This window comes from Ruegeria sp. SATB027, from assembly GCF_059613825.1.
The window spans coordinates 47,019-65,217 of sequence record NZ_JBXWTH010000047.1; the positions used below are offsets into that span (position 1 = coordinate 47,019).

Below are 18,199 nucleotides of genomic sequence, written 5' to 3' on the forward strand. Positions count from 1 at the left end.
CAGACAAGGTACGTGATGAGACGAACATCTCCGATGGCCTCGAGTGACGGGGTGCAGAGCGGCGAGCGCAGTTCAGGCTGGCGCACAATCCGCAAGGTTGCGCCCTACCTCTGGCCGCAGGACGAGGTTTGGGTAAAGCGCCGCGTGGTTATCGCAATGGCGATGCTGGTTCTGGCCAAACTGATCGCGGTCTATACCCCGATCCTTTACAAAGGCGCCGTTGACTCGTTGGCAGGTGAAGGCGTGCCGCCGCTGGCGCTGGGCGCAGTGGGCGTGACGGTTGCCTACGGCGTGGCGCGCATGATGACAGTTGGGTTCCAGCAATTGCGGGACGCCGCCTTTGCCCCTGTTGGACAGCGGGCCTTGCGGGCGCTGGCACTGGAGACGTTCAGACATATCCATAACCTTTCCATGCGTTATCACGTCTCGCGCCGCACCGGCGGGTTGAGCCGTATCATCGAGAGGGGCGTCAAAGGCGTTGAATTCCTGCTGCGCTTCCTGCTGTTCTCGATCGGGCCGCTGATCCTTGAGCTGTTGTTGGTTGCGATCATCCTGATGTGGTTGTTCGACGTCTGGTATCTGGTGGTCGTCGCCGTCACCATCGGCCTTTACATCTGGTTCACCTTCGCGGTGACCGAATGGCGGGTAAAGCTGCGGCGTGAGATGAACGATCAGGACACCGAAGCCAATCAGCGCGCCATTGACAGTTTGCTGAACTTCGAAACCGTCAAGTATTTCAACGCGGAAGCCCGCGAAGCTGCACGTTACGACGTGTCGATGAAAGCCTATGCCGGGGCGGCGCTGAAAACCGCCTATTCGCTGGCGTTTTTGAACTTCGGCCAATCCTTCCTGATCACCTGCGGCCTGATCGGAGTCATGGTTCTGGCCGCAATTGGCGTTCAGAATGGGAACCTGACCGTGGGCGATTTTGTCATGGTCAACGCCTACATGATCCAGATCACCGTACCGCTGAACTTTCTGGGGACGGTCTATCGTGAGATCCGGCAATCGCTGGTTGATATGGGGCAGATGTTTGATCTGCTCGAACAACCTGCCGAAGTCACCGATCAGCCCGATGCACCCGAGCTTGCGGTCAAAGGTGGTGAGGTCACACTTGAAGATGTGCATTTTGGGTATGACCCCGAAAGGGAAATCCTCAAGGGTGTTTCCTTGATGGTTCCGGCCGGACAGACGGTCGCAATCGTCGGGGCGACTGGGTCTGGCAAGTCGACCATCGGGCGGCTGTTGTTTCGGTTTTACGACGTGACCAAAGGCGCGCTGAAGATCGACGGGCAGGATGTGCGGAATGTGACCCAGACCAGCCTGCATGCAGCGATCGGCGTTGTGCCACAGGATACAGTGCTGTTTAACGACACCATTCGCTACAACATTGCGTATGGGCGCGACGATGCCACCCCTGGGGATGTCGAGGCCGCAGCCCGCGCCGCCCAGATTCATGACTTTATCACTTCGCTGCCCGACGGGTACGACACCATGGTGGGTGAGCGCGGTCTGAAACTGTCCGGCGGCGAAAAGCAACGGGTTGGCATAGCGCGGACATTGCTGAAGAACCCTCCGATCCTGTTGCTGGACGAGGCGACCTCGGCCCTGGATACCGACACGGAACAGGACATCAAGGATGCGCTGGCGCGCGCAGGGGAAGGGCGGACCGTGATCACGATTGCCCATCGCCTCAGCACCATTGCCGAGGCTGATCGGATTGTTGTTCTTGAGGCCGGTGAGATCATCGAACAGGGCACACATGACGAGCTGTTGGCACGGTCTGGGCGATATGCTCAACTGTGGAACCGCCAGCAGTCGGACAGTGAGGCCGCCTGAGGGGCTCATCTTGCCCTGCGGAATGTGCTAGGATGCGCCGTGCATGAAGGGGAACGCCATGATCAATGGATTAGCAAGACGAATAGTACCTGTCGCTGTTGCGGTTCTTCTTCCGGCTATGGTCGCAGCTGACCCGATCGAGGGCGTTTGGAAGACCGAGCCTGATCGCAAGAACCTGATCTCGCATATCAAGATATCCGCCTGCGCGGGCAAGTTCTGCGGCACGATACTTTCGGCTTTTGATTCATCAGGCAAGGAGGTTCAAACGCCGAATATTGGGAAAAAGCTGTTCTGGGATGTGTCGAGCGAAGGCGGTGGAAAATACGGCGGGGGTGAGTTCTGGGTTCCCCTGATCGACGTTGACGCTGTTCCTCAGATGACGTTGCAGGGAAACAAGCTCATGGTCAAAGGCTGTGAACACGCGATTTGCGCGCACCAGACATGGTCCAGATTGTGACGACAGAAAACGAAAAGGACCGGAAATCCCGGTCCTTTCATTCTTATTCTGCGGCTTTAAGCGGCGATCCCGGAACCTGATCTATAGGCTCGTCTCGTGACCGGACTTCGGATTGTGACGGTTCGTCCCACACAATCTCGGTCGCCTGTAGTTTGCGGGCCGAGCGACCAATAGCCATGTCCTGCGCGATCTGACTGGACCGCCCCGCAGTCACACGGGCAAGCCCGCGGCTGAGCCAGACAGCGTAAGTTGTCACCCAGACACGCAGTGCCAGAAGCGACGGCGTCACGATCAGTGTAAGAACAGTGGCGATGCCAAGACCGAAGACAACCGCTGTGGCCAGCTGTTTCCACCACAGGGCAGTGGGACTGTCGATGGAATAGCCGCCATTGATAAAGTCCAGCGAAAGCCCAAACATCATCGGGGTCAGACCGGCCATCGTCGTCAACGTAGTCAGCAGAACCGGGCGGATGCGGGATTCCGCAGTGCGGACGATTGCATCGATCCTTGGCATATAGGCGCTGTATTCCTGATAGGTATCGATCAGAACAATGTTGTTGTTCACCACAATTCCCGCCAGCGCAACGATGCCGGTGCCGGTCATGATGATCGAGAAGGGTTGCTCCATCACGATCATGCCGATCAGAACCCCGGTGGTCGAAAGAACAACTGCCAACAGCACCAGCACCGAATTGTAGAACGAGTTAAACTGGGCCAGCAGGATCACGAACATCAGCCCCAATGCGCCCATGAAGGCGTTCACCAGAAATGCGCCGGATTCTTCCTGCTCTTCCTGATCACCGGTCCATTGCCAGCTGATCGAGTTGGCGAAGGGGCTGGTTTCCAACCATTCGGTCAGAACTGCGATCCGCTCATTCGGGTTGATCAGGGCGAACTGCGCGTCTCCTGCGTCAATCGTGCTACGCAGTTGGTCAATACTCTCTGCACCGGTCAGTTGAACCAGTTCGTAGGACTTTCCACCGTCGCCGTCCAGCACGGTGCCGGTAGGAGTATAACCGTCGGTCACCTCACGCATTACAGCCAGACGTTCTTCTTTCCCGTCCGGCCCTTTGGTCACAACCTTGCTCAGCCCCGGTTCGACATCCGCCTTGACGTCATAATAACGTTGCTGGTCGACACGGTTGATCTGGGCCAGTTTGGCCACGGGTTCCCGGGTCACGAAGTTCGACAGCGGAACCAACCCGTCCGGCGTGCGGACCTTGAGCGTGTCCAATGTCGACAGCACGCGATCCTGTTCCGGCAATCGGACACGGATCTCGATCTCTTCATCCGTGCTGTCGGGGCGCATCTCACCCAGCAGGATGCCGCGTGTCACCAGCTGCACCATGGCACCGACGGTTGCCACATCAGCACCGAACCGGCCGGCCTTTGCCACGTCGACATCAATCTGCCAATCGATGCCCGGCAAGGGTAGGGTGTCTTCGGTTTTGATCAGCCCCGGCGTTTCGTCAAAGACCTGGCGCGCGGTGACGGTGGCCGATGTCAGTTCGTCCCAACCGTCCCCCTTGATGCGCAGGTGAACGGGCTTGGCCGAGGCCGGGCCCTGTTCCAATGCCAGGATTTCAACAACGATACCGGGTATTGTCGCCAGTTTGGCGTTGAGATCGTCGATTACGTAATCGCCATCATATTCGGGTGCCACAAAGTGGCGCTCAAACAATCCCCACAAAGCGGATTCCGAAACGTTCGGGCGATCTTCCCATGGGATAATTTCAAACTGGACGCGCCCCACCGTGTCCGCCGGTGCCTGCGCGCCGCCGGTGTTCTGGTTCAGACCGCCTTCGCCTGCAAAGGAAAAGACGTTGATTACTGCCGGGTGAGATCCAATGATCTGTTCGGCCTGCAGCACCATCTCGTCTTTTTCAGCCAGTGACAGGTTGCCACGGGCACGGACGTAAGCAGTTGCCTGTTCCGGTTCGCTTTCAACAAAGAATTCGACACCTCGGGATTCCTGCGGGAACCAGACGAAGGTCACGAAATATACGGCAGAGAAAACTGCCGCCAGCGACACAATCGGCATAATCGGGTTGCCGACAAGGAACCCGATCACATGTCCGAAAGGTGTGTGTTCGTCCGCCGTGTGAACGTGGTTTTCTTCCGCCCGCTCGAACTTGGCTGCGCTCAGCGTTACAGACCCGGCAAAGGCCCCGAACAGGAACAGCAGGGCACCTGCGATCACTCCTCCGGGCAGCAGATAGTCAGGGTTCAGAACTTGCATCGCACCCAGGAAAATCATGTAGAGCGACGGGGGTACCATCACTGCCCGAACCCACCACCGGGTACGCGCCCGGAGCCAGTTCGAAGACCGGTCGAAAACGCGGCTCAGACGCCCCGAAACGCCTCCCATGACCGGCAGGTAGATCAGCGCCACAATCAGCGAAGCCGACAGAACAAAGATCAGCGTGACCGGCAGCATCCCCATGAATTCACCCGGAATACCGGGCCAGAACAGCATGGGCAGAAAGGCACATAGCGTCGTCGCGGTCGAGGATACGATGGGCCAGAACATACGTTGGGCCGCCTCGACATAGGCATGCATCGGGCCGACACCTTCCTTGATGCGTTTGTCTGCGTATTCCACCACCACGATGGCACCGTCGACCAGCATCCCCACGGCCAGGATGAGGCCGAACATAACGATGTTCGAGATACTGATGCCCATGACCGCAAGAAACGCGAAACACAGAAGGAACGAGGTCGGGATTGCAAAACCGACCAAAAGCGCGGCCCTCGTACCCAAAGAGGCCAGAACCACGATCATCACCAGGGCGATTGCGGTCAGAACCGAGCCTTCAAGCTGGCTGACCATCGAACCGACAATGCGGCTCTGGTCGTTCGATGTCCCAAGCTCGACCGCCGCCTGAAGCTCGGGCGGCCATTTGGTCTTGGCCTCAGCAATGGTTTCCTTCACCTGCGTAACGGTGTCGATCAGGTTAAAACCCTTGCGTTTGACAACCTGCAGCGCGACGGTCGCCTCGCCGTTGAAGCGGGCGGTACCTTCGCGATCTTCAAAAGTGTAGTTGATCTGTGCAAGCTCACCCAGCGTTACAACCCGGTCGCCATTGACCTTGACCGGCAAGGCATAGACATCCTGCGCCGTTTTGAATGACGATGGGATCTTGACCGAGAATGTACCCTGTGCGGTTTCGACTTCGCCCGCTGCGATCAACTGGTTGTTGTTTCGCACGACATTGATCAACTCGGCCGCGGTCACGTTGTATGCTTCAAGCCGCAGTGGGTCGATCACGACCTCAAGCAACTCGTCACGATTGCCCGCGATACCCGCTTCGAGAACGGAATCCAGCGCCTCAAGCTCGTCCTGCAAATCCTTGGCGACACGGGCCATTGTGCGTTCCGGAACGGCCCCCGTCAGGTTGACGATGACGATCGGGAACTCGGAAAAGTTGATTTCCGTCAGCGAGTATTGTTCCGCACCTTCAGGGAAATCAGCCTGGGCCGTGTTCATGGCATCGCGCACGTCCGCCATGATCGAGGTCTTGTCCCAGCCGAATTCAAACTCCAGCGCGACCCCGGCATAGCCTTCGGCCGCAGTCGAAGACATTTCCTTGAGCCCGTCGAGATCCGCCAGTTCGGTCTCCATTGGCTTGACCAGAAGGTTTTCCGAATCTTCCGCTGAAATCCCGGGAAACTGCACCGAAACGAAAAGGGCAGGGATTTCAATATCCGGTTCACCCTCTTTCGGAAGCGAGACGTAGGCAAAGCCGCCTACGACCAGTGAAATGGCGATAAACGCCATTACCATTCGGGCCCTGCCTGCGGCCCATGCGACGATACCCGTCATTGCGAGGCTTCCCGATAAGTTGGTGCAACGGTAACACCGCGGATCACGAATTCCTGCCCGACCACGATGATATCAACCGTTTCCGGTAGGCCGTCGATCCAGACACCTTCGGCGGTGTCGCGCAGGATGCGGACTGGCATGAAGTCAACAACGTTGCCTGCGCCAACTGTGCGCACACCCAATTTTCCTTCGTTGCTGAGTGTCAGCGCCGATTGCGGCAGCAGGTGGGCTTTCGTTCCTTCAGCCGCGATGAGGATGGTGGCGGTCTGACCGTCGCGAATGGTCAAGTCTGGGTTCGGAACGGTGATTTCCACCTCAAATGTACGTGTTGTCTCGTCCGCTGAACGGCTGAGGAACGTGACCCGACCGCCCAGTTGCCGACCGGTTACAAGTGTTGCCGATGCTTCGGACCCAACAAGCACCCGATTGACTTCGGTCTCGGGCACGAAGCCGACCAGCTTGATCGGGTCCAGTTGAATGACTGTCGCGCAAAGTGATCCGGGTTGCATCAGGCTGCCCAGTTCTGCAGTGTCGCTTTCCAGCAAGCCCTTGAAGGGGGCTTTGATGGTCAGGCGGCCAACCTCTCGCTGTGCGGCCTCGACTGCTGCTGCGGCGGCTTCGATACCTGCACGCGTGGCTTCCAACCCGGCTTCGGCTGTTTTCACACCTGCTTTCGCAGAGCTCATCACCGCTTCGCTGGAGATGCGGCGGGTTTCCGACGCATATCCGGTTTCAGCCAGTTTGCGCGAGGCAGTCAGATTGATCTCGGCCTCGGCCACAAGCGCATGTGCCTCTGTCAGGCGTGCTTCGGCTTCGGGGATGCGGCTCTGGGCTTCCAGTTTGCCCGCCATGGCTTCGGCCAGTTGTGCCGGGCGCGTGCCGGGATCAAGTTCGCATAATATGTCACCGGCCTCTACAAACGCACCTTTGCGTTTGGGCTCAGAGATAACGGTGGACGTGGTTTCTGAAAGCACTTCGACCTGCCGGTTCGCCTTGGTCTGACCACGCAGCAGCACGGCGCTGTCAATTTCGCGCGCTTGCGAGCGCACGGCGACAACGCCCACGGCAGAGATATCGGAGTTTTCGGTTTCTGCTGCTTCGTCTTGTGTTGCTTCCACGGCATCACCGCGTCCGGCAAAGGCGAACAAGGTGTCACGTTCAAACACCAGAAAATACAGTGCAACAATCACGAGAAGGGCGTTGATGAATGAAATCAAACGCATACAGTGTTTCTCCTAAGAATCTGCGCCATTAATACTTGGGCTGTCACGCCATGAAATGGGGTCTGTTCGGCATCTTTTCCATACTGAACTGAATAGTTCGGTTTGCATTTTTTCGCAAGAGGGAAGCAAAGCGGTCAAAATGTGCAAAATCGAACCCTTGGCTTGGCGTTGGTGCCGGGGTATGACATGGCGCACTTATACAAGATAGACAGCCCGGGGGCTTGGATGAGCGATATTGACAGTTTCATTGATGAGGTCACCGAAGAGGTGCGCCGCGACCGGATCTATCTGTTGCTGCGCCGCTGGGGCTGGGTGGGTGTCGTCGCCGTCGTGTTGATCGTAGGCGGTGCCGCTTTCAATGAATACCGCAAGGCGCGGGACACGGCGCAAGCTCAGCAATTGGGTGACACCATTCTTGCTGCGTTGTCCGAAAATGACCCGGCTGCAAGGGCTGCTGGTCTTGCGCAGGCAGAGGCGATGTCACCGGGCGGGAAAGCAGTGCTGGATATGTTGCTGTCCGCGTCACAGGTCGAATCCGGATCCCGAGAGGACGCGGTCAACAGCCTGAACGCGGTGGCCGTTCAGGGCGACCTGCCCGAGATTTACCGCGCGATAGCAAGCTTCAAATCGCTGCTTTTGCAGGGTGACACCTTGCCTGCCGCCGACCGGCGTCAGCAGTTCGAGGCGTTGGCATCCCCCGGAGCTCCTCTGCGGTTGCTGGCGGAAGAACAGTTGGCCCTGATTGACGTGGCCGACGGCAATGTCGATGCTGCGCTGGACCGGTTGCAGGCGCTGCGGCAGGATGCCGAGGTGGGTATCGACCTGCAACAGCGCGCCGCGCAAATGATCATTGCTTTGGGTGGGGAACCTGAACCATTGGTGGCGCAGCAAGGCTGACCAGGCGGGACAAAAGACTTAACGACAGGTGAGTTCGGAGTATCATGGTAAAAAGATTTTTTTCCCGCACGGGAATGCCTTTTGCGGCGCTGGCCCTGACCGCATTGGCGGCCTGTGAGCCGCCCGAAGCCATTCTGCCGGGTGAACGCGAGGATATTCGCCCTGTTTCAGATCTTGAAACGGTCGAAAAGCGCGGCTCGCAACCGATCAGCCTGCCGGGGCAACAGGTCAACGCCAGCTGGTCCCAAAGTCCGGGAACGCCCGCGTACCGGACCACGCATGCCGCCTTGCGCGCGACTCCACAGCGGATCTGGTCAGTTTCGATCGGGCAGGGCGACTCGCGCAAGCAGCGCATTACCGCCGAGCCGGTGGTTGCGGGAGGATTGATTTTTACACTGGATTCGGGGGCGACCGTTTCAGCGGTCACACCGCAGGGGCAGTTGGCATGGGAGACCGACCTGATCCCGCCAAGTGATGGCGACTCGGATGCAACAGGTGGTGGTTTGGCTTATGCCGACGGCGTCCTTTATGTGTCGTCAGGGTTCGGTCGGCTGACTGCGCTGGACGCCAAATCGGGTTCTGTGCGCTGGCAAAAACGCTTGGAGGCGACTGGCAGCGGCGCACCGCTGGTGAACGACGGGCTGTTATACGTTGTGGCCGGAGACGAAACAGGGTGGGCTGTAAACACCAAGGACGGACGCATAGCCTGGCAATTCGAAGGCACACCCAGCGTCGGGAACGTTCTGGGTGCGCCTGCGCCTGCAATTGCGTCTGATCTGGCCGTATTTGCCTTTGGCTCGGGCGACGTAGCCGCCACGTTCCGCCGCGGCGGTATCCGTCGATGGAACGCGTCTGTGGCAGGGGGGCGTCGCGGGCGCGCTGCGGCACAAATCGTCGATGTGACCGGCGGTCCGATGGTTGTTGGCAACAGTATCTACATCGGCAATCACTCGGGTCGGACCGTCGCATTTGATGCCGCTTCCGGTGAGCGCCAGTGGACGGCGGATGAAGGTGCGGTCGATACTGTCTGGCCTGCGGGCAACAGCATTTTCCTGATCAGTGATCGCAGCCAGCTGGTGCGCCTGAACGCGGCAGACGGGTCTGTCATCTGGGCGCAGGACCTGCCGGGCTTTGTCAAGGACAAGCGTGGCCGCCGGGGACCGATCTTCGCGCACTACGGCCCAATTCTGGCCGGGGGTCGTATCGTGGTTGCGTCCAACGACGGGTATCTGCGGTTCTTCAATCCAGTTGACGGAACACTGGTACATCAGGCTGAGGTTCCCGGAGGCGCGACAGCATCCCCTGTTGTGGCCGGGCAGACGCTGTATGTTGTTTCGACCAAAGGTGATCTACACGCTTTCCGTTGACGGCAAGATGCGTTAAAGGGCGCAACTTGAGTCTTGAAAGTAGAGTATCATGTCGCTGACCCTCGCCATCGTGGGGCGCCCGAATGTGGGCAAATCCACATTGTTCAACCGCCTCGTGGGCAAACGTCTGGCCCTGGTCGACGACCAGCCTGGTGTGACGCGTGACTTGCGCGAGGGCGAAGGGCGTCTGGGCGATCTGCGCTTTACCGTGATCGACACGGCCGGGCTTGAAGACGCGACAGATGACAGTTTGCAGGGCCGGATGCGCCGCCTGACCGAGCGCGCCGTGGACATGGCCGATGTCTGCCTGTTTATGATCGACGCGCGGGTCGGGCTGACGCCCACGGATGAGATGTTTGCAGAAATCCTGCGCAAGCGGTCCAAGCACGTGATCCTTGCGGCCAACAAGGCTGAAGGCAGCGCAGCGGATGCCGGGGTTCTCGAGGCATACAATCTGGGTCTGGGTGAACCGGTGCGCATGTCGGGTGAACATGGCGAGGGGATGACCGACCTTTATGCTCAGCTGATGCCATTGGCGGATGCAGCCGAGGAAAAGCAGGTCGAAGAAGCCCCGGAAACAGATATTGAGTTGGATGAAGACGGTGAGGGCGAAATGCCCCTGATCACCGCTGCCAAGCCTTTGCAGGTGGCCGTGGTTGGCCGTCCGAATGCGGGCAAGTCCACGCTGATCAACAAGATCATCGGCGAAGACCGCCTGTTGACCGGGCCCGAGGCCGGGATCACCCGTGACGCTATCAGCCTGCGGATCGATTGGGCCGACCCGGACGGAGAAAGCACTCCGATGCGGATCTTTGATACGGCGGGAATGCGCAAGAAAGCAAAGGTACAGGAAAAGCTGGAAAAGCTTTCGGTGTCAGACGGTCTGCGCGCGGTGAAGTTCGCCGAGGTTGTCGTCGTACTGCTGGACGCAGCCATTCCATTTGAACAACAGGACCTGAGAATTGCCGATTTGGCCGAACGCGAAGGCCGGGCTGTTGTCGTTGCTGTAAACAAGTGGGACGTCGAGGAAAACAAGCAGGAAAAGCTGCGGGAACTGAAAGAAGCCTTTGATCGCTTGCTGCCGCAGCTGCGCGGTGCCCCTCTGGTCACCGTCTCGGCGAAAACGGGTCGCGGTCTGGAGAGATTGCGCGCCGCCATCTTGCGCGCCCATGATGTCTGGAACCGCCGTGTGCCAACCGCGGCGTTGAACCGGTGGCTGACTGCCATGCTGGAACAGCACCCGCCGCCGGCCCCGCAGGGCCGCCGCATCAAGCTGCGCTATATGACCCAGGCCAAAACGCGGCCGCCGGGTTTTGTTGTGATGTGTTCTCATCCCGATAAGATGCCCGAAAGCTATACCCGCTATCTGGTCAACGGGTTGCGTCAGGACTTTGACATGCCTGGCACCCCAATCCGTCTGACGCTGCGCGGGCAGGGCGACAAGAACCCATATAAGGGGCGGCGCAAGAAAAATGCGGGCGCATTGGCCAAGCATCTCAAGGGCCGCGCGTAACTGCGCCAATTTTCAGCATCTTACCTCACGGGGGCGTGACAGTTTCTGTTCTCCACGCTAGCATTCATGCGTGTGCATTTGTTTGGGCACGCACTGCTTGCACGCGGATTAGCCGCACCTAGATTTGAACAGAAAACTGAACGGCCATCGTAAGGAGACGGCTGGATGGATTTGAGGGAATATACAAGACATTACGCGGTGCAGGACAACAGATTGGCCGCGGCAAGTTATTTTGGCACATTTGCGGTGTATTTCGCGTCGCTGACCGTTGCGATCACCTTTGTTGATCGATGGTACATCATGATACCCGCCGGGATCGTGTTCGCCTTTGCCGCAGTACGGCTTTATGTGCTGCAACATGATTGCGGGCACCACTCTCTGTTCGAGACACGTATGCAAAACGAATGGGCAGGGCATGGTCTGTCTCCCTTCACTTTCGCCCCGTTCGAGGTGATGAAACAGAACCACAATCTGCACCATGCGGGCATCGGAAATCTTGAGCACCGCGAGACAGGTGAAATTCACACGATGACCCTGCGAGAGTGGAATGCAGCTGATTGGAAAACACGTTTGTTTTACCGGCTGTATCGCAATCCGTTCATCCTGGTTCCGGTCGGCGCGTTGTTCACCTACTTCATCCGATACCGCTGGCCCAAGAATACGGCGCGTTTTGGCGCCAAAGGTGTGGTGTTGCACAACCTGTCGATTGTTGTTTTTCTTGGATTGTTGTATCTGATCGCGGGTATGACGGGCATTTGGGTCTGGCTGGTGTTTTCCTTTTTGGGTGGAATGCTGGGCGTCTTCCTCGTTTATCTTCAGCACAACTTCGAAGATACCTATTGGGATCGCCGCCCTGACCTGAATCCTCAGACAGCAGCGCTTGAGGGGTCATCCGCGCTGGATTTCGGATGGTGGTTCGATATGGCTGTGGCTTGCATCACGTTGCATGACATCCACCATTTCAACGCGCGTATCCCATCATATCGCCTGCGTGCCTGCCACTATAACCTGCCGCCGGAATATACCCCCCGCCGGATCAAATTTCCCGAGGCCGTGGCAGCATTGAACCTGAAGCTATGGGACGAAGATGCTAAGCGCCTCGTACCCTTTCCGAGAGACAACCGAGCCGCTGGTCTTGCCCATAACTAAGCTGGCAGAACAGGGGCGACCACCACACAGCTTGCGGGCTCGTGTATCTTTTGTATATACGAGCCGGTAACGAGACAGAGAGAGGACCTATAATGACCGCTGTGACCGACATAAAAGGTGTAGGAGAGGCGCTTGGCCAGGCCCTTGTTGCCAATGGCTTCAAGACGGCCGAGGCGATAGCCAAGGCCACTCCTGCTGATTTGGTCAAGGTCCCTCGGATCGGTGAGGCGCGCGCGTTGGTTTTGATTGCATCTGCCAAAGATGCCGTTGCTGCAAAACCGGCGGCTGCGAAACCGGCAACACGCCGAACTGCGGCCCGGACTCCGGCGGCGCGCAGACCGACCGCACGCAAAGCCGCACCCCGCAAAACAATCGCCGCAGCCGCAGCCGAGAAACGGGTCGAGGAAGCCGCACGCAAGGCAGCAGAAGAAAAAGCAGCCGCCGAAAAAGCCGAGGCTGCTGAAAAGAAAAAGGTCAAAGCCAAGGCTAAGGCCGAAAAAGCCGCGAAGAAGCGCAAAGAGATGGAAGCCGCCTTTTCCAAGGCCAAGGACAAGGTGAAAGCCAAGTCCAAAAAGGACAAAAAGTCAAAAAAGGACGGAAAAAAGAAAGACGGCAAGAAAGGCGGAAAGAAGAAGGACAAGAAAAAAGCGAAGAAATAAAACCTCTTCGCCTTCAGTTGATGTCCTAACCGGTGCCTGACGGTGCCGGTTTTGTGTGTCAGGCCAAAGTACCGTCAAGTTGCAGGGTCAGCTTGCCGCCCAGATAGGGGCCAAGTACCTCGGGCAGCGAAACAGTGCCATCTTCATTCTGCCCATTCTCCAGAACTGCGATCAGACAACGCCCGACAGCCAGACCGGAACCGTTCAGAGTATGAACAAATTCGGGTTTGCCACCACTTTCAGGCCTGAACCGGGCATTCATCCGACGCGCCTGAAACGCACCTGTGGTCGAGACCGAGCTGATCTCGCGATAGGTGTCCTGTCCGGGCAGCCACGCTTCGATGTCATAGGTGCGGCGCGCGCCAAAGCCCATATCACCGGTGCACAAAACAACAGTGCGATAGGGGATACCCAGCTGTTCCAGCAGATCCTCGGCGCAGCGCAACATGCGCTTTTGCTCATCGTCTGACGCGTCGGGATGGGTGATCGAGACCATCTCGACCTTTTCGAACTGGTGCTGGCGCAGCATCCCCGCGGTGTCCTTGCCCGCACTTCCGGCCTCGGACCTGAAACAGACGGTATGGGCGGTCATACGGATGGGCAGGGCAGACTCTTCAAGAATGTCACCGGCCACTGAATAGGTCAGCGTGACCTCGGAGGTCGGGATCAGCCACCAGCCATTGGTCGTCTGATAGCTGTCGTCACCGAATTTAGGCAGTTTATCAGTGCCATACATCGCCTCATCCCGAACCAGAACCGGTGTCTGCATTTCTGTCAGACCGTTCTTGTCGATATGTGTGTCCAACATGAACTGGGCCAGCGCACGGTGGAGCCGGGCAACCCCCTTGGACAGGTTCACAAACCGGCTGCCGCTGGTTTTGGCGGCGGTTTCGAAATCCATTGCGGCTGCGACGGCGGGAATGTCGTAGTGCTCTCTCGGTGCAAAGCTAAAATCGCGCGGGGTGCCCCAGCGGTTGACTTCGACATTGTCGTTTTCGTCCGCGCCTTGCGGCACGTCATCGGCGGGCAGGTTGGCGATGCGGGCCAGTTGATCGGTAAGCAAGGCATCCAGATCCTTGGCCTCGGTCTGCATCCGGGCGACTTCGGCCTTTTTCTCGGCGACCAGCGCGCGCAGGCGTTCGAATTCAGCCTCGTCGCCGCGCCCTTTGGCTGCACCGACTTCCTTGCTGGCCTTGTTTTGTTCGGCCTGTGCGGTTTCGGCAGCCAGAATCTTGGAACGCCGGCTTTCGTCCAGCCTCAGCAGATCTGACGACACCGGCGCGTCCCCACGGCGCGCTAGGGCGGCGTCGAAAGCGGCAGGGTTTTCGCGAATGGCGCGGATGTCGTGCATGTCTCAGATCCTTGAATGCGTGAATCACTGAACCCGCTTATGCACCATCTGCGGGGCAGGGTGTAGCACCGGTTACGACTTATCAGCGTCTTCGTGGGTTTCATGCGCCAGATGGCCCTCCCATGCCCCGGCCGGTATTTTAGGCTCAGGCGGGTCAGCCACATAAGAAGGCGTCATGATCTGCACATTGTTTTCGTTAAATACCGCAACAATGTTTCGATGCAGGTCCGAGCGGATTTTGGGAATGATGCTGCCGCGGGTGCTATAGCCGTTGATCTGATAGTTGATCGCGTAATCGGCCAACGCGGTCCACAACACAAAAGGTTCAGGATTGGCCTTGATACCTTTGGTGCGGTTGGCGGCCTCAATCAGCATCGCCTCAACCTTTTCAGGGGGTTCTTCGTAGCCGATGCCAACGGTCGTGTGCAGCAACAGCCCGTTACCATCAGTTTTCTTCGAAAAGTTCACGACATCTGAATTCATCAACTGTGCATTGGGGATTGAAATCAGCTCGTTCTTGATCGACTTAAGATGGGTCTCCATCAGTTTGATCTGAACGACATCGCCGATATGGTCTCCGATCTGTATGCGGTCGCCGATCGAGGTAGACCTGCGGTAAATCACAAACAGCCCGGCCAGCATATTGGACACGACCGAATTCGCGCCCAAAGACAGCATGGCGCCGACCAGAATGGTCAATCCCTGGAACGCGGCAGAATCTGAGCCCGGAATATAGGGAACCGCAAAAACCAGCGCGATCAGAATGACGGCGACACGGGCAATGTTGAACGTCGGGTTGACCCAGTGTTTTTCGAAATCGCCTATTTCGAATGAACCGGCTTCGACCGCATCAAAGAACACGCGCAGACCTTTGATGATATACAGCGTGACCCATGTGATCAGGCCCAGCATGATCAGATTGGGGATATAGCTGAGGATGCCCCGGAAAATCAGCAGCACGGGCTCTGTCAGATAAGTCAGCAGAAGCTGTGCGAAGTATCTGGTTTCCGCAAAAGCCAAAAGTACAAAGGACAGGTAATAGTAGAAGCCGAGAAAGAAGATAACCAGCAGCACGAAGTTCAGACCATAGCGGATAAGGGCCGCAATTGCTTCGGCCTGAACGCTTTTGGCCGTCGCCGTTTCGACATCCTTTAAGTAGCGTTTTACCAGCTTCAATGTGCGACGCCTGATCCGACGGTGCAGCCACAGGATAGTGACAACAAACAGGACAAATCCCAACGTCCAGGCGGCCGCTTCTATGGCACCGGAAACACGCGCTTGGTCGGTTCGGTTGGCTCGGTACGCCTCGATGGACTGTTTGATCGCATTGCCATGCAAAACGCTCAGAACACTTAGTTCCATCTGATCCAGTTCAGCGTCAGCCTTGGTAACGATCGAGATTCTTTGATCATCGGCCAGAATCCAGATGCCAAACTGGGTCTCTTCATAGGTGATCTCGACCAAAGGTGCTTCCGACGCTTCCGCAACCGCAATGATCTTGTCCTGTACGCCCTCGGCGCGCTCCGGAGCAGGCAGGGCGCTTGATCCTCGCACCTGAAACAGAACGTCCCCGTCCACGATGACCGGGGCCATGAACGTGTCTGGTTCCGCCGTCTCGGTCAGGGGGGATTCCGCGGGTGCTTCCTGCGACAGGGCCGCACCGGAAAGCCACACGGTCACCGACAGGGCAGTCAGTAAATAAAGCAACGAAAGGAAAGGCTTGAGCGGCCGTGTCATGTGTCCCCCTTCGGACAAACTATACCCGGTTTCGGTTATGTTCCTAGGGCATATCTGCAACGCTTTGCCCGTGGTTGCCGGGACATGCCAATATTCAGGTGGGTTACATGACCGCCTTTGCTTGCAAACCGACATTTCAAAGCATAGGTTCCGCCCAAATTTGCGGAACTGTGCCGCAAGACTAGAACAAAGGAATGTCCCATGGATGGTGGCGCAATCGCCCAGTTTCTCCCGCTGATCCTGATCTTCGCGATCATGTATTTCCTGCTGATCCGCCCGCAGCAAAAGAAGATGAAGGAACATCAGGCCATGGTCGATGCCGTGCGTCGGGGTGATCAGGTGATCACTCAAGGGGGCGTGATCGGCAAGGTATCGAAGGTCAAGGAAGGCGATAACGAGATCGAGGTCGAAATCGCTGAGGGCGTCAAGATTCGCGTGGTCAAATCGACTATCGCCCAGGTTCTGAACAAGACCGAGCCGGCGAAGTAACTTCGCGCGACAATTCCTTGAAAAGGCAGGGTAATGCTGCAATTTGATACCTGGAAGCGGGTTCTGATCTGGCTGGTCTGCGTGACCGGTCTGCTCATGGCCCTGCCAAACGCGTTTTACACGCGGGTCGAGCAATCCAACGACGCCAAGGCTGCGATCGAGCTGGGCAATGACACGCCGCAGAAGCAGGCTGAAGCCGCGCAATGGCCGAACTGGCTGCCGTCATCCCTGGTCAATCTTGGCCTCGACCTGCGCGGCGGTGCGCATCTGCTGGCTGAAGTTCAGGTGCAGGACGTCTACGAATCCCGGATGGAGGCGATGTGGCCGGAAATCCGCGACGCGCTGCGCGATGAACGTGCCACGGTGGGAACCATCCGCCGTCAGGACTCGGCCGCGGATGAGATTCGCGTGCGCATCAGCCAGCCCGAAGGAATGCCACAGGCGTTGGAGGTTGTTCGCGGTCTGGCCCGGCAGGTGCAGACCCTGACAGGTGTAGGTGCCACAGATATCGAAGCCCGCGCGGATGGCGACACGATTGTTGTTCAACTGTCCGAGGCAGAAAAACTGGCCTCGGATGATCGCACGGTGCGTCAGGCGCTGGAAATCATCCGCCGCCGGATCGACGAAGTCGGTACGCGAGAGCCCACAATCCAGCGTCAGGGGACGGATCGTATCCTGATTCAGGTGCCGGGTATCGGCAGTGCGGGCGAACTTAAGGAAATCATCGGAACAACGGCACAGTTGACGTTTAATCCGGTTGTCGGGCGCGGAACCGATCCGGATGCCGTCGCAGGCGTCGGTGAAAAAATCGTGCCGTCGATTGACGAAAACGAAGTTTATTACAACATCGAATCCGCTCCGGTCGTGACAGGAGAGGAACTGGTCGACGCCCAGCCGTCCTTCGATCAGAACGGCCGCCCTGCGGTCAACTTCCGGTTCAACACATCCGGTGCGCGCAAGTTTGGGGATTATACCCGTGACAACATCGGCGCACCCTTTGCCATCGTGCTGGATGACGAAGTGATCTCGGCCCCCGTGATCCAAAGCCATATCCCGGGCGGGTCGGGCATCATCACCGGTAACTTCACCGTCGAGGAAAGCACCAATCTGGCCGTCCTGCTGCGTGCCGGTGCTTTGCCTGCAGGGCTAGAATTCCTGGAAGAACGCACCATCGGCCCCGAACTGGGGCAGGACAGTATCGACGCAGGCAAAGTTGCCACAATCGTGGCCTTTGTTGCCGTACTGACCTTCATGGCGCTCAGCTATGGCCTGTTCGGTGTCTTCGCCAATATCGCGCTGATCATCAACGTGGGCTTGTTGTTCGGCTTGCTGTCCCTGATCGGCGCAACCCTGACACTGCCGGGGATTGCGGGGATCGTTCTGACGGTCGGTATGGCAGTGGATGCCAACGTGCTGATCTTTGAACGTATCCGCGAAGAACTGAAATCCGCCAGAGGTCCGGCCCGCGCCATCGATCTGGGCTATGAAAAGGCGTTGTCGGCCATTCTGGACGCCAACATAACCACTTTCATCACCGCCGTTATCCTGTTTGCCATGGGCAGCGGCCCTGTGCGCGGGTTCGCGATCACTCTGGGCCTGGGTATCCTGACATCCGTCTTCACCGCGATCTTCGTGACGCGCCTGATGGTTGTCATGTGGTTCGAACGCCGCCGACCGAAAACGATCGAGGTTTGA

General features: G+C 57.9%; 13 protein-coding genes. 9 read left to right on the forward strand and 4 right to left on the reverse strand.

Annotated elements, in window-relative coordinates; genetic code table 11:
- Positions 1 to 15: 15 nt before the first annotated feature.
- Together AC2FPW_RS13910 and AC2FPW_RS13915 are read left to right on the forward strand one after the other, a co-directional pair.
- On the forward strand, positions 16 to 1,839 hold the full coding sequence (locus AC2FPW_RS13910) for an ABCB family ABC transporter ATP-binding protein/permease (RefSeq protein WP_496814174.1): 1,824 nt from the start codon (positions 16 to 18) through the stop codon (positions 1,837 to 1,839).
- Positions 1,840 to 1,897: 58 nt separating this feature from the next.
- The gene (locus tag AC2FPW_RS13915; protein ID WP_480564186.1) at positions 1,898 to 2,296 is read left to right on the forward strand and encodes a DUF2147 domain-containing protein; all 399 of its coding nucleotides are present in this window, start codon (positions 1,898 to 1,900) and stop codon (positions 2,294 to 2,296) included.
- A gap of 43 nt (positions 2,297 to 2,339) precedes the next feature.
- Here AC2FPW_RS13915 and AC2FPW_RS13920 read toward each other — a convergent pair whose 3' ends face one another.
- Together AC2FPW_RS13920 and AC2FPW_RS13925 are read right to left on the reverse strand one after the other, a co-directional pair.
- The gene (locus tag AC2FPW_RS13920; protein WP_496814175.1) at positions 2,340 to 6,119 is read right to left on the reverse strand and encodes an efflux RND transporter permease subunit; all 3,780 of its coding nucleotides are present in this window, start codon (positions 6,117 to 6,119) and stop codon (positions 2,340 to 2,342) included.
- A complete protein-coding gene (locus AC2FPW_RS13925) occupies positions 6,116 to 7,342 on the reverse strand; it encodes an efflux RND transporter periplasmic adaptor subunit (RefSeq protein WP_480564192.1) in 1,227 nt (408 codons plus the stop codon). Before AC2FPW_RS13925 ends, AC2FPW_RS13920 begins: the two co-directional genes overlap by 4 nt.
- A gap of 225 nt (positions 7,343 to 7,567) precedes the next feature.
- Between AC2FPW_RS13925 and AC2FPW_RS13930 the strand changes: the two genes are divergently transcribed.
- The 5 genes from AC2FPW_RS13930 (at position 7,568) to AC2FPW_RS13950 (ending at position 12,927) form a co-directional block, all read left to right on the forward strand.
- Positions 7,568 to 8,239: a hypothetical protein gene (locus tag AC2FPW_RS13930; RefSeq protein WP_480480318.1), complete on the forward strand. Its 672-nt coding sequence runs from the start codon at positions 7,568 to 7,570 to the stop codon at positions 8,237 to 8,239.
- Positions 8,240 to 8,283: 44 nt separating this feature from the next.
- A complete protein-coding gene (locus tag AC2FPW_RS13935) occupies positions 8,284 to 9,606 on the forward strand; it encodes a PQQ-like beta-propeller repeat protein (RefSeq protein WP_480485240.1) in 1,323 nt (440 codons plus the stop codon).
- 49 nt (positions 9,607 to 9,655) lie between these two features.
- The gene (gene der / locus AC2FPW_RS13940; RefSeq protein WP_480480322.1) at positions 9,656 to 11,119 is read left to right on the forward strand and encodes a ribosome biogenesis GTPase Der; all 1,464 of its coding nucleotides are present in this window, start codon (positions 9,656 to 9,658) and stop codon (positions 11,117 to 11,119) included.
- Positions 11,120 to 11,284: 165 nt separating this feature from the next.
- The gene (locus tag AC2FPW_RS13945) at positions 11,285 to 12,268 is read left to right on the forward strand and encodes a fatty acid desaturase (protein ID WP_496814176.1); all 984 of its coding nucleotides are present in this window, start codon (positions 11,285 to 11,287) and stop codon (positions 12,266 to 12,268) included.
- Between the two features lie 92 nt (positions 12,269 to 12,360).
- Positions 12,361 to 12,927, forward strand: coding sequence for a helix-hairpin-helix domain-containing protein (locus AC2FPW_RS13950; protein ID WP_496814178.1), 567 nt, complete (start codon positions 12,361 to 12,363; stop codon positions 12,925 to 12,927).
- A gap of 58 nt (positions 12,928 to 12,985) precedes the next feature.
- On the opposite strand, the gene serS is transcribed toward AC2FPW_RS13950, so the two are convergent.
- Both serS and AC2FPW_RS13960 read right to left on the reverse strand, forming a co-directional pair.
- Positions 12,986 to 14,278: a serine--tRNA ligase gene (gene serS, locus AC2FPW_RS13955; protein ID WP_496814179.1), complete on the reverse strand. Its 1,293-nt coding sequence runs from the start codon at positions 14,276 to 14,278 to the stop codon at positions 12,986 to 12,988.
- A gap of 72 nt (positions 14,279 to 14,350) precedes the next feature.
- Entirely contained in the window at positions 14,351 to 16,015 is a 1,665-nt protein-coding gene (locus tag AC2FPW_RS13960) for a mechanosensitive ion channel family protein (RefSeq protein WP_496814181.1), read from the reverse strand.
- A gap of 201 nt (positions 16,016 to 16,216) precedes the next feature.
- Between AC2FPW_RS13960 and yajC the strand changes: the two genes are divergently transcribed.
- Together yajC and secD are read left to right on the forward strand one after the other, a co-directional pair.
- Positions 16,217 to 16,504 (forward strand): preprotein translocase subunit YajC, encoded by a 288-nt coding sequence (gene yajC / locus AC2FPW_RS13965; RefSeq protein ID WP_209503494.1) that lies wholly within the window; start codon positions 16,217 to 16,219, stop codon positions 16,502 to 16,504.
- A gap of 33 nt (positions 16,505 to 16,537) precedes the next feature.
- Positions 16,538 to 18,199 (forward strand): protein translocase subunit SecD, encoded by a 1,662-nt coding sequence (secD, locus tag AC2FPW_RS13970; protein WP_496814183.1) that lies wholly within the window; start codon positions 16,538 to 16,540, stop codon positions 18,197 to 18,199.